9 protein-coding genes and 2 pseudogenes are annotated in these 12,213 nt (G+C 51.4%); 1 reads left to right on the top strand and 10 read right to left on the bottom strand.

The window, feature by feature from the left end:
• Positions 1-25 precede the first annotated feature (25 nt).
• From JCM17207_RS09150 to JCM17207_RS09105, 10 genes and pseudogenes are all read right to left on the bottom strand, one after another.
• Positions 26-1,075, bottom strand: a complete 1,050-nt coding sequence (locus JCM17207_RS09150; RefSeq protein WP_238317361.1) for an NAD-dependent epimerase/dehydratase family protein — start codon at positions 1,073-1,075, stop codon at positions 26-28.
• A 702-nt stretch (positions 1,076-1,777) separates the two neighbouring features.
• Positions 1,778-2,089: a 3-hydroxyacyl-CoA dehydrogenase NAD-binding domain-containing protein gene (locus JCM17207_RS09145; RefSeq protein ID WP_373871948.1), complete on the bottom strand. Its 312-nt coding sequence runs from the start codon at positions 2,087-2,089 to the stop codon at positions 1,778-1,780.
• An 87-nt stretch (positions 2,090-2,176) separates the two neighbouring features.
• Positions 2,177-3,241 carry an NAD-dependent epimerase/dehydratase family protein gene (locus JCM17207_RS09140; RefSeq protein WP_238317360.1) on the bottom strand — a complete coding sequence of 355 codons (1,065 nt, stop codon included), beginning with the start codon at positions 3,239-3,241 and terminating at the stop codon, positions 2,177-2,179.
• Positions 3,242-3,750: 509 nt separating this feature from the next.
• A pseudogene (locus JCM17207_RS09135) lies at positions 3,751-4,203 on the bottom strand (UDP-glucose 6-dehydrogenase family protein); the annotation flags it as partial.
• Positions 4,204-5,408: 1,205 nt separating this feature from the next.
• Complete coding sequence (locus JCM17207_RS09130) at positions 5,409-5,693, bottom strand: DUF6809 family protein (RefSeq protein WP_238317359.1); 285 nt, start codon at positions 5,691-5,693, stop codon at positions 5,409-5,411.
• A 12-nt stretch (positions 5,694-5,705) separates the two neighbouring features.
• The gene (locus JCM17207_RS09125) at positions 5,706-6,083 is read right to left on the bottom strand and encodes a TnpV protein (protein WP_238317358.1); all 378 of its coding nucleotides are present in this window, start codon (positions 6,081-6,083) and stop codon (positions 5,706-5,708) included.
• 113 nt (positions 6,084-6,196) lie between these two features.
• Positions 6,197-7,075, bottom strand: coding sequence for a ParB/RepB/Spo0J family partition protein (locus JCM17207_RS09120; protein WP_238317357.1), 879 nt, complete (start codon positions 7,073-7,075; stop codon positions 6,197-6,199).
• Positions 7,076-7,278: 203 nt separating this feature from the next.
• Positions 7,279-7,638: pseudogene (locus tag JCM17207_RS09115) on the bottom strand (replication initiator protein A); the annotation flags it as partial.
• A 267-nt stretch (positions 7,639-7,905) separates the two neighbouring features.
• A complete protein-coding gene (ppdK, locus tag JCM17207_RS09110) occupies positions 7,906-10,572 on the bottom strand; it encodes a pyruvate, phosphate dikinase (protein ID WP_238317356.1) in 2,667 nt (888 codons plus the stop codon).
• A gap of 94 nt (positions 10,573-10,666) precedes the next feature.
• Positions 10,667-10,921 carry a hypothetical protein gene (locus JCM17207_RS09105; protein ID WP_238317355.1) on the bottom strand — a complete coding sequence of 85 codons (255 nt, stop codon included), beginning with the start codon at positions 10,919-10,921 and terminating at the stop codon, positions 10,667-10,669.
• Here JCM17207_RS09105 and JCM17207_RS09100 point away from each other — a divergent pair.
• Positions 10,913-11,665, top strand: a complete 753-nt coding sequence (locus JCM17207_RS09100; RefSeq protein WP_238317354.1) for a DapH/DapD/GlmU-related protein — start codon at positions 10,913-10,915, stop codon at positions 11,663-11,665. The genes JCM17207_RS09105 and JCM17207_RS09100 overlap by 9 nt on opposite strands.
• The last annotated feature ends 548 nt before the right edge of the window (positions 11,666-12,213 follow it).

Below are 12,213 nucleotides of genomic sequence, written 5' to 3'. Positions count from 1 at the left end.
TCATTTCTCTATCCCTCTAATTCTTTTATTTATAAAACTCAGCGTACCACTCAGCGAAATTTCTTAATCCAGTCCGCAGACTTGTGCTCGGCTTATATCCAAAGTCCCGCTCCAACGCACTGGTATCTGCATAGGTCACAGGCACATCACCCGGCTGCATCGGAACAAGTTCCTTGTGTGCTTCAAAGTCATAATCTTCCGGCAGTACCTTTGCACGAACCAGCTCCTCACTCAGAATCTGCACGAAGTCCAGCAAATTCTCCGGATTCTGATTACCGATGTTGTAAACTGCATACGGCGGAATCGGCAGCCCATCTTCACCGTTCTTCTTGTCCGGTGCTTTCTTCATCACACGGACAACACCCTCGACAATGTCATCCACATAAGTAAAGTCACGCTTGCAATTGCCGTAATTGAAAATCTTGATGGTTTCGCCCTTCACCAGCTTGTTGGTGAATCCGAAGTAGGCCATGTCCGGGCGACCTGCAGGACCATACACGGTGAAGAAGCGCAGTCCAGTGGACGGAATGTTATAGAGCTTCGAGTAGGCATGTGCCATCAGCTCATTAGATTTCTTAGTGGCTGCATACAAAGACACAGGATTATCTACCTTGTCATCCGTGCTGTACGGAACCTTCTTGTTGGAACCGTAGACGGAGGAAGAAGAAGCATACACCAGGTGCTCCAGACTCTCGCAATGGCGGCATGCTTCAAGAATATTGAAAAAGCCGACCAAGTTAGATTCCACATAAGCATCCGGGTTGGTGATGGAGTAACGCACACCAGCCTGTGCAGCAAGGTTGACGACCACAGACGGCTTGTACTTCTCGAACAGCTCCGTGATCAGTGCCTTATCAGCGATGTTACCTTTTACAAAAGTGAATGTGGGATACTTGGCCAGCTCATTCAGGCGGAACTCTTTGAGTGCCACGTCGTAGTAAGCATTCATGTTGTCGATGCCGATAACCGTAGCAGAAGGAGCCTCCTGATAAATTCGTTTCACAAGATTGGAGCCTATGAAACCGGCTGCACCTGTGACTAAGATCGTTTTATTATCTAAAGTAACTGTGCTCATATGTATTCCTCCATTTTTGTTAACTTCCTAATCTATGTACACATCTGCTCTTCACAGATAGTATTACTTTTTCCTCTTACCGCTCATGCGGCTAAGTGTTTTCTTATACTGTCGTATCCAATTACCCCAGCAATCATGTTTCTACTTCATAAAACATCCGTTGAGTACACTCGTCTCTATTCCTCTATAGCCGAAGTGTTGATTTATACAGTCGAACCCCGTATACCCTGCAATGACGTTTTTCTAAGTGTTGGATTGTTGAATCGAACCCTGTCGGCGCATGAGTTTTGTTAAAACTGTACATATCATTCAGTCCTTTTCTCATCATTCATTGTTCGTTATGAACAAATCATTCACTCTCACCGCACAAAACATGTATTTATCATCACCATACATGCTCTACTCAACAGCTGTTTTATGAAGTAGAAATCATCTGTTTTTCTCTATTTTTCATGACTCAACAAACCGTTATGATGTAGGTGTCATTAGCGGGTCAGATAGTGTACTCAACAGCAGTTTCAGACGTTAATGATAAACTCATGGATTTTTGTTGTTTTCTCCTGTTTTCCGCCATATCTATGGTTCTTCTGAAAAAGATGTGCCAATTTTGTGCCACACAGGCCAAAAGTTCAGCGTTTTGTATAAGTATCTAGTATTTATAGCTCATATAGCTGTGAAATATAACCAATTTCAGCAACTCAATTAGTGTGCAAAACAGGTTCTTTTCGACGTTGCTACGTCAATGCGGTTTGTTGAGTAGACATTGGTGGGCGCAGCGATAACCACGAAATCAGCGTCAGTGTACGCCTCCTTTGCATCCAACGTGGCAGTCAGATCCAGCTCCTTCTCTGCCAGATACTTCTCGATATACTCATCCTGAATCGGGGACTTTTTATTGTTAATCAGCTCCACCTTTTCAGGCACAATATCCACAGCAGTCACCTTATGGTGCTGCGCCAGCAACGTGGCAATAGAAAGGCCAACGTAACCGGTACCGGCGACTGCAATCTTCAAATCCTTGAAATCTCTCATAATACTTTTCTCCTTCCCACACTGTGGGTAGATCCGACATATCAATGCTGGATTATCAATGTAAAATGATCACATATAAAATTCTTTGTACCACTCAGCGAACTTCCGTAATCCAGTTCTCAGGCTCGTGCTAGGCTTAAACCCAAAGTCACGCTCCAGCGCAGTTGTGTCCGCATAAGTCACCGGCACATCTCCCGGCTGCATGGGAACCAGCTCCTTGTGAGCCTCGAAGTCATAATCTTCCGGCAGCACACCGGCGCGAATCAGTTCCTCCTGGAGAATGGTCACAAAATCCAGCAGGTTTTCCGGCTGGTTGTTGCCGATGTTATAGACTGCATATGGCGGCAGCGGCAGACCATCTTCGCCGGTCACTTTGTCCGGTGCTTTCTGCATCACGCGTACAACACCCTCGACAATGTCATCCACATAGGTGAAGTCCCGCTTGCAGTTGCCGTAGTTGAAGATCTGAATGGTCTTACCTTTCCGCAGCTTGTTGGTGAAGCCAAAGTACGCCATATCCGGGCGACCGGCAGGACCATAAACGGTAAAGAAACGCAGGCCGGTAGACGGAATGTTGTAGAGCTTGGAATAGGCGTGTGCCAGAAGCTCGTTACTCTTCTTGGTCGCTGCATAAAGGGATACCGGGTTGTCCACCTTATCATCCGTGCTGTACGGCACCTTCTTATTGGAGCCATAGACGCTGGAAGAAGAAGCGTACACCAGATGCTCTACTCCGGTCGCGCCATTGTCATAAGAATGACGGCAGGCTTCGAGGATGTTATAGAAACCGATCAGGTTGCTTTCGATGTAAGCATCCGGGTTGGTGATGGAGTATCTCACACCGGCCTGTGCCGCCAGATTCACAACAATCTGCGGCTTGTATTTCTCGAAAATCTCCGTGATAATTGCTTTGTCAGCGATGCTGCCCCTTACAAAAACAAAAGAAGGATGAACAGACAGTTCCTCTAGCCGTGCCTCCTTCAGTCGAACATCGTAATAATCGTTCATATTATCGATGCCGATGACAGTCACGTCCTTCACATCGTTGTACAGGCGCTTTACCAGGTTGCTGCCAATAAATCCAGCAGCACCTGTGACCAATATCGTTTTGCCTTTTAATTCAATCTTGCTCATTCTTCGTAAACTCCAATCTGATTTCTTTATATAAAGCTGTGGTTATCATCGGAGATGATGTTGTCATCACAAGGTGATACTCACAGTGCGGAATCTGCTATCTTTATCTTGAGCCTCAATATGTTTATCACTTCACGAATTGTCCTTATCACTTCAAGGACAGGTCTATCCGAAAATGCTCATGTTCATTTCAGTTGATTTTTCAGCCCCTGAAATGTTCATTTTCGGCTTCAAGAACCATCACACAAGCCTCAAAAATTCCTTATCTATCCCCGAAACTCCATCAACTAAAGTTCATAGGGTAGACCCCTTTCACTCTCTATATCATCTATTGAAAGCCCTTGATATTACTGCATTTTTCAATACCTATCAAAACTCCTTGCAGCCTAATTTCATGTTCGAAATGTATTTATCACTATCCCAAAACCTGTTCCCTAAAGCCTTATTTTTCGGCAATAATGAATGATTTTAACGATCATCATAGCCTACGAAAAATCAACTGAAAATTTAGGGTAGACATTGTCATAGAGTGCTTTGGATTCACGCAGGAAATCTGGACTAAAAACAACATTCTTAATCCCGTACTCTTTACGCACACTTTCCATATAGCCAACAACAATAGTAGTTTTAATAACCATAATCCCATTAGGATTATATTACATTACCAACTCAATGACCTGGTATCAAAATGTTGAGTACCGCTGTCACCACAGTCCGTAGGAGCCGTAATCCCCACAAACTCCGCATTGCTGTAAGCAAATTTTGCCTCTAAGGTGGCTGTCAGATTCAAATCCTTTTCTTCCAGGTATTTTCAATGTACTATCTTAAATCGGAGGTTTTCGATCATTGATCAATGTAACCTTTTCCAGAATGATATCCACTGCTTTCATTTGATGATGCTGAGAAAGAAACGTTGCAACGGAGAGACTAACATACCCGGTACCATCCACAGCAATTTTCAAATTCTTTCATAACAAAGTCTCCTCATTTTCTACAGACGTTTTTCCGCACTAATATTAGTACACCTCACCGAACACTTTTCGTCCTACAGTGTAGCCCCAATCTAAGCCTTCCAGTCTTTACTCTCTTTCCCTCTTTTTGCAAAAAACACACATATCTATGTTAACGCAAACAATTTAATCTCCAAAAACACTATAAGAAATCATTTTAATTATATTATTTACAGCAGATCAATGCAAGGACTAAATTTTTAAAAAAACAACGCTATTTTTCACATGTTTTCATCTATTTTGCGCTTTTCCACAAAAATCAAAAACCGATTTCATGACAAAAACACATTTGTGTAGTAAAATATAAAATCTTATTTTAAACGCTTTCAACCAGGATCGGTAACCTTTCTTTTGGAAAATGCTTATTTCTGCTTCCCATAATCCATAGTCACCGCTTCACATGCCTGGTATGGCTTTCACCTCCATTTTTCTTAGATGGATAGCCACCAGGTAGGCATAAGCGGCTTTCTGTTGATAAAATGGCTTCAAAACATCATTGGCTCTTCAGTATAAGAGCTAAACCATCGGCTAAGCCGATAACTTGACGAGGCGCTAGAAGGGCATCATATAAGCAAAGTCCTCAAGAGACCTTGAAAAAATTTTGCCTTTTACATTTCTTGCCCCGCAGCTCGTAAACGATCCAAGTACCTAAACCATATTCTTCTATGACATGGGATTAACTTATCATCTTGCTTTGCCCGTAAGATAAATGCTAAAGCAGAATCATTCACACCAGCATAGCTAGTGGTTCTCTTACGCTAAAGTAAACCAATTAAAGCGTTGTCTGAACGCGTAGCCGCAGAAGGAACTTCTGCGATGAACAGGGGCCTGGGGATTACCCCAACAAGCGGCATCTGACAGGTTGGATAGCCAGAAGCATAGCTTGCCGCAACTAGATAGCGAAAAATTTAAAACATTTTTAAAGCTACAATCACAATTTTCTTCAATACAAACTTCGCAAGCAGTGCATTTGTATACACAAATACAAAAACTTGTTGGGGTCGTGCCCCAAACCCCGCGAACTGTGATGAAACATCACAGGCTGTACACTATGGAACGCAAACATTTTCTAGTTCAAAAAATAGTTTTTATATGTTACATCAAGCGTATTACAAAAGCGGCAGGCGCTTCTCCCCGAAGCACCTGCCGCTTTTGCGTCACTCGTCATAATTTACCGTTTTGACCTGCTCCCACGCCTCCTGCTGCACCAGCATCCCCGCCGAGAAGCCGTACTTAAAGTGGCACGCACATTCTTCAAACTGGGCGATGGATGATTGATCCAAGAGCGTTTCCACCAGGTCGTAGTCCTCCTTTGTCAGCCTCTCGGCCAACTGGTCCATAATCTTCTCGCAGGCTCTCAGTGCGTTCCGGTATTTCTCAGACTTCGGCATCACCGTCTCACTGGGATAAAATTCCCCGTTAAAAATCGCTTCCAGAATCATATTCTGCCCTCCTCACAGATAGATCATCTCGGCTTTGATGATTTCCTCTGCTCTGCTGCGGATGGAGTTCATCGCTTGCACCCAGCGCATCGGGTCGTTTGCTTTCAGCTCCTCAGTGACGCCCTCGGCCTGGGCCATCTGCCGGACAACGAGGCTGTACCGCTCGGAGGCCTGCTCGTTCAGGTCGGCCAAGAGGGTGTACAGTTTCCCGGAGAGAAGCAGCGCGTTGTAGAGGACCGGACGATTTGTTTTCAAATACTCCTTATGGAGCCGCCCCCAGCGGCCAATGGGGCGGCTTTCTTCCAGCAGTTCCAGATCTAGGAGGTAAACATCGCCTTTCAAAACATATCGGATACCCTGTTCCTGAATCTCAGTTTTCAGTGCTTCCATAGTCTGCTCCTTCCTGTTTTGCTGTTGCCTTTGCTTTCAGCTTCATTATAGCAGGGCCACTGTGAGTATCGGAAGGATGCCGCACCGCTGCCCTCTGCTGATCTTCTGCCGATTCAGCGTTCCCGGCTGTGCTGGCGCTTTCTGTGCCACTGTTCGAGAAGATTCAAGATGGTCTCTTCCATCTGACGCGGGGTGTAGGACTTTGGGAAATACTTTTGGATTGCCTCATTTTTCAGGATCAGCCGATCCAACTCGGCCTTTTTATCCGATGTCATCACGTCCATGATGGCGTCATAGCTGCACCCGCCTACTCGGCTCAGCTTCTTGATCTGCTGGGCCTGAGACAGTGACGGCGGGTGCTTGCTATCCTCCATGGCCTGCAAAAAATCCCGCTGTTCCGAGGCCGTCAGATAGGACAACTCCACAGCGGGATTAAAGGATATTTTCTTTTGATCTACCATCTCCAGCAGTTCGGTAATCAGGTGGGTAAGACGGATATATCGGTGAACTTGGCGCTCGCTTTCCTCAGCAGCAGCGCCTACTTGGGTCACACTCCACAACTTCTCGCCAACTTGGCTCGAAGTTAAATCTGTCCGTGCCCCCTGATGTTTCAGGGCCTCCAGCTTCATCTTGTAGGCGAAGGCCCGCTCGCTGGGGCGGATGTTCTCCCGCTGCAAATTGCTTTCCACCATCTGGAGGATCGCCTGGTCGTCGTCCAGCTGGCGGACAATGACCGGCAATATTTTCAGGCCTGCCAGCTGGGCTGCATGCTGCCGCCGATGGCCCGAGATGATCTCATAGCCGCTCTCCTGCCGCGGCCGGACAACCAGCGGGGTCAGCAGACCGAACCGTGCCACGCTCTCCACCGTTTTCAGCATGGCCTCATCGTCCAGAACCTTGAAGGGATGATCTTTGAACGGGTGCAATTCCGTGATGGGAACCTGCCGGATTTCCTCGACCTGTTCTGCCGGTTCTGCTTTCGTTTTCAACATACTTGCCACCTCCTGTGAAAAACAATCCTCTGTGCATCTGCCCAGAGTCGTGAAAATAAATGGTCTTGCCTCCCCTCTCCGGAAAGGAAAGGATATTTCGCTATAATCAGTATCGTTCTTATTCTTCTTATTAGAGTGTCCTTTTTACACCTCCGGCCGTGTCGGTTTGACACTCTGGAGGTGTTCTTTTTTCATCTCTTGAATCGTTCTTCCGGGGCCTCGATGAAGTTTTTCACATAGATCAGGCTGGGGCGGCCCAGGCCCTGCCGCCTGCGCTCGATGAGGCCCGCCTTTTCCTCCAGCTCCCGCAGCAGGCCCACCGCCTTCTTATTGCTGCATCCCAGATGCTCCATGATGCTCTCCACCGTGAAGATGATATACACCCTCCCTTCCTCATCCTTCCAGCCGTTTTTGGCCGAAAGGCCCATCCGGTCCAGCAGGAAACCGTAGAGGACCTTAGCCTCCACCGAGACATCTTCAAATCTCCTGCTAGTAAACAGGGCCTTGGGGAGCCGGTAGAAGGAAAACAGATTTGCTTGCTCGCCGTAAAAGAAATCGCTCATACACGCACCTCCCGGCTTTCGCCGTCTTTCTGTTGTGGACAAAATAAAAAAGCGTCTGCGGGTTTTGAAACACGCAAACGCTTAAGGGTTCATACACAAAACGGAGGCAGCTTTCACTGCCTCCGTCTGAGATTGATTTAATTCAAATCTAGGTTAACCGTGACGGCCATATCTTTCCAAACACTCTTCCGAAACGCGAAATTTGCTTTTCTGCACCAGGCAGAGGCGTCATCCAGCGTCAAAGAATAGTCGTAGGAGAGATATTTCTTAGCCCCTCGGGTTTTTAATAGCAGCCTGAGCGGCAGCCAGACGAGCGATGGGCACACGGAAGGGAGAGCAGCTGACGTAGTCCAGGCCAACGTTGTGGCAGAACTCGACAGACGTGGGATCGCCGCCGTGCTCGCCGCAGATGCCCAGGCCCAGGTCGGGACGGGTAGCGCGGCCATCAGCAGCAGCCATCTTCACCAGGCGGCCAACGCCGACCTGATCCAGGTGCTGGAACGGATCGCTCTCGTAGATCTTCTTGTCGTAGTATGCGCCCAGGAACTTGGCGGCATCATCACGGCTGAAGCCGAAGGTCATCTGGGTCAGGTCGTTGGTGCCGAAGCTGAAGAACTCAGCCTCCTTGGCGATCTCGCCGGCAGTCAGAGCTGCACGGGGGATCTCGATCATGGTGCCGACCTGGTACTTCATGTCAACGCCAGCCTCAGCGATCAGCTTGTCAGCAGTCTCGACGACGACGCTCTTGACGTACTTCAGCTCCTTGACCTCGCCCACCAGGGGGATCATGATGTGAGGAGTGATCATCTTGCCGGTCTCAGCGCTGACGTTCAGGGCAGCCTTGATGACGGCACGGGTCTGCATAGCAGCGATCTCGGGGTAGGTGACAGCCAGACGGCAACCACGGTGACCCATCATGGGGTTGAACTCGTGCAGGCTCTCAACGATGTTCTTGAGCTCCTCGAAGGTCAGGCCCATATCAGCAGCCAGCTCGGCGATGTCCTCGTCCTTGCTGGGCAGGAACTCGTGCAGAGGGGGATCCAGGTAACGGATGGTCATCGGGCGCTCACCCATGATGCGGTACATCGCCTCGAAGTCACCCTGCTGGAAGGGCTCGACCTTGGCCAGAGCAGCCTCGCGGGCCTCGACGGTACGAGCGCAGATCATCTCGCGGACAGCCTTGATGCGGTCCTCAGCGAAGAACATGTGCTCGGTACGGCACAGGCCAATGCCCTCGGCGCCCAGGTCAACGGCCTGCTGTGCGTCGCGGGGGTTGTCGGCGTTGGTCATAACCAGCAGCTGGCGGGCCTCGTCTGCCCAGCCCATGAAGCGGGTGAAGTTCTTGTTGCCGGTGGCAGCCACGGTAGCGATCTGCTCGCCGTAGATGTTGCCGGTAGAACCGTCGATGGAGATCCAGTCGCCCTCGACGAACTTGCGGCCGTTGATCTCGAAGGTCTTAGCCTCCTCGTCGATCTTAACGTCGTTGTCGTTGCCGCAGCCGGAGACGCAGCAGGTGCCCATGCCGCGGGCGACGACGGCAGCGTGGCTGGTCATACCGCCGCGAACGGTCAGGATGCCCTGAGAAACCTGCATGCCGACGATGTCCTCGGGAGAGGTCTCCAGACGGACCAGAACGACCTTCTTCATCTTGCCGGACTTGACCATCTCCTCTGCATCCTCAGCAGTGAAGACGATCTGGCCGCAGGCGGAACCGGGAGAAGCTGCCAGGCCCTTGCCGACAACCTCGGCGGCCTTCAGAGCAGCGGCATCGAACTGGGGATGCAGCAGGGTATCCAGCTGCTTGGGCTCGACGCGCAGGACAGCCTCGCGCTCGGTGATCATGCCCTCGTCCACCAGGTCGCAGGCGATCTGCAGAGCAGCCTGAGCGGTACGCTTGCCGTTACGGGTCTGGAGCATGTACAGGTGGCCGTCCTCGATGGTGAACTCCATATCCTGCATATCGCGGAAGTAGTTCTCCAGGCGGTTGGCGATGGTGATGAACTCCTCGTAAACCTCAGGCATCTGCTCCTGCAGGTGGCTGATGGGAGAAGGAGTGCGGACGCCAGCGACGACGTCCTCGCCCTGAGCGTTGATCAGGTACTCGCCCATCAGCTTCTTGGCGCCGGTGGCAGGGTCACGGGTGAAGGCCACGCCGGTGCCGGAACGGTCGCCGGAGTTGCCGAACGCCATCTGCTGGACGTTGACAGCGGTGCCCCACTCGTAGGGGATCTCGTTCATCTTGCGGTAAACGTTTGCACGGGGGTTGTCCCAGCTGCGGAAGACGGCCTTGACAGCCTCGATCAGCTGATCGCGGGGATCCTGGGGGAAGGGACGGCCCTCGTTCTCCTCATAGATCTTCTTGAAGATGGCGACCAGTTCCTTCAGGTCGTCAGCGGTCAGGTCAACGTCGTTCTTGACGCCCTTGGCCTCTTTCATCTTGTCGATCTCGACCTCGAACAGGCTCTTGGGAACCATCATGACGACGTCGGCGAACATCTGGACGAAACGGCGGTAGCAGTCGTAGGCGAAACGGGGGTTGCCGGTCTTCTTGGCCAGGCCCTCGACAGCCTCATCGTTCAGGCCCAGGTTCAGGATGGTGTCCATCATGCCGGGCATGGACTGACGTGCGCCGGAACGGACGGAAACCAGCAGGGGGTTGGAGTTGTCGCCGAACTTCTTGCCGGTGATCTCCTCCAGGCCCTTGACGTGCTCGAAGATATCCGCAGAAATCTCCTCGTTGATCTGACGGCCGTCTGCATAGTACTGGGTGCAGGCTTCGGTGGTGATGGTGAAGCCCTGAGGCACCGGCATACCGGCAGCAGTCATCTCTGCCAGGCCGGCGCCCTTGCCGCCCAGCGTGTTCTTCATCGCGGTCATGTCGCCGTTAAAGGCTTTGCTGCCCTCGCTGAAGTAGTAGAGATACTTTTTGCTCATGAAACATTTACCTCCAATTCGGTTTGGATCCGGCGCGGCGCGCCGGAGGCATCTTCGCTTATCCTGTCTTTTTATCAACGGTTCTGATCTGATGCTAAAATATTATACCAAAACGGGAGAGGAAAATCCAGCCGTTCGGGCCATAAATCTGCCGATTTTGTTTTCTGAAATTTGTGCATTTCCCTTGAAATGCCGAAGGTTTTTCGATAATATAAACTGGGAGAAAGTTCGAGCGGGCAGTTTCGCCCGAAAACGCTTTCTTGCCCAAAGATTCGCAGCCCCGGCGGGCGTTCGGCCCGGCAGCGGGAGCTTTTGGGAGGGGATCTTTTTGATGGATCACATGAATCATTCGGAAACCGGGGCCCTGGCCGAGGCGGCCGCTGCCCTGGATGCCGCCGAGGCGGCCAACGAGGCGGTGCTCCGCCGCCATATTGCAAACGGCGTGGTGATCACCAGCCGCCAGGTGTATATTGGAGAGAGCGTCGAGATCGCCCCCGGCGCCCGGATTCTGCCCGGCACCACCCTGCGGGGGGCCACCAAGATCGGCCCGGGGTGCGTCATCGGCCCCAATAGTCTGATCGAGGACAGCGAAATCGGCGAGGGCACCACCGTCAACGCCAGCCAGATTTACAGTTCCAAGCTGGGGCCCCACAACAACATCGGGCCCTTCACCCATGTGCGGGTGAACACCGTCACCGACTACGGGGTCCATCTGGGGGCCTATGTGGAGACCAAGAACTCCAACTTTGCCCGGGGGAACACCGTCAGCCACCTGACCTACATCGGGGATTCCGACGTGGGCAAATACTGCAACTTCGGCTGCGGCACCGTCACCTGCAACTACGACGGCGAGAACAAATACCGCACCACCATCGGGGACTACTGCTTCATCGGCTGCAACACAAACCTTGTGGCGCCGGTGTCGGTGGGCGACGGGGCCTACACCGCCGCGGGCAGCACCATCGGCAAAGACGTGCCGGCGGGGGCGCTGGCCATCGAGCGGGGCCGCCAGGCCAATCTCGAGGGCTGGGCCGCGCCCAAGATGGCGGACTATATCGCCAAAAAGAAGAAGCTGGAAGAGGAAGGGAAATAATATTATTTAAATCCCACCCTCCCACCCTTTAGATGTTCCCCCCTTGCCGCTGCGCGGCGTTCCCCCTTCGGGGGAAATAAACCGAAAGCGACTTCATAAGGGCAGCCGTTCGGATTCGCCCGGCAGTCCCCGCAAGTCGGTCCTCCTCTTGCGCTGACTGATTTCTGCGGCGCACCCTGGCGGGTGCTTGCACAAATCAGAGCGCGGCGCCAACAATAGCTCCCTCCTCCTGCCACTGGCAGCGGTCGCTGTTGTTGCTACGCGGCCCGAAGGTGCGGGGCCAGCCGGTCAAACCGTTCGGCTGCCGAGGCCTGTGCAGGAGAACAGACACCGCACATCTGAATGGGCGGGTGGGTTCAAATAAATTTTTCTCCCCGCTGCCTCTAAAACGCTATGGTTTGCAGCCGGTACAGCTGCCGCGGCGCGGGCCTGACGGTTTCCATCAGGTTACAGCGCGAATAAAAAGGCTCCGCGCCAAAAGGGGCGGGGCCTGACTTTTGCGCCCTGCGGGGCGGGGCGCCACACGTTAAAACGACAAATTCCCAACA

Origin of the sequence: Faecalibacterium gallinarum (assembly GCF_022180365.1) — a bacterium.
GTDB classification, from domain to species: domain Bacteria; phylum Bacillota; class Clostridia; order Oscillospirales; family Ruminococcaceae; genus Faecalibacterium; species Faecalibacterium gallinarum.
The sequence above is the reverse complement of the archived record's forward strand: the minus strand, read 5'-3'. Positions and strand labels throughout refer to the sequence as shown.

What these genes read in the sequence shown, in the direction of transcription:
- JCM17207_RS09150 (WP_238317361.1), bottom strand. Translation starts at nt 1,075, where the DNA reads ATGAGCACAGTTACTTTAGATAATAAAACGATCTTAGTCACAGGTGCA.
- JCM17207_RS09140 (WP_238317360.1), bottom strand. Translation starts at nt 3,241, where the DNA reads ATGAGCAAGATTGAATTAAAAGGCAAAACGATATTGGTCACAGGTGCT.
- JCM17207_RS09130 (WP_238317359.1), bottom strand. Translation starts at nt 5,693, where the DNA reads ATGATTCTGGAAGCGATTTTTAACGGGGAATTTTATCCCAGTGAGACG.
- JCM17207_RS09125 (WP_238317358.1), bottom strand. Translation starts at nt 6,083, where the DNA reads ATGGAAGCACTGAAAACTGAGATTCAGGAACAGGGTATCCGATATGTT.
- JCM17207_RS09120 (WP_238317357.1), bottom strand. Translation starts at nt 7,075, where the DNA reads ATGTTGAAAACGAAAGCAGAACCGGCAGAACAGGTCGAGGAAATCCGG.
- ppdK (WP_238317356.1), bottom strand. Translation starts at nt 10,572, where the DNA reads ATGAGCAAAAAGTATCTCTACTACTTCAGCGAGGGCAGCAAAGCCTTT.
- JCM17207_RS09100 (WP_238317354.1), top strand. Translation starts at nt 10,913, where the DNA reads ATGAATCATTCGGAAACCGGGGCCCTGGCCGAGGCGGCCGCTGCCCTG.
- JCM17207_RS09105 (WP_238317355.1), bottom strand. Translation starts at nt 10,921, where the DNA reads ATGATTCATGTGATCCATCAAAAAGATCCCCTCCCAAAAGCTCCCGCT.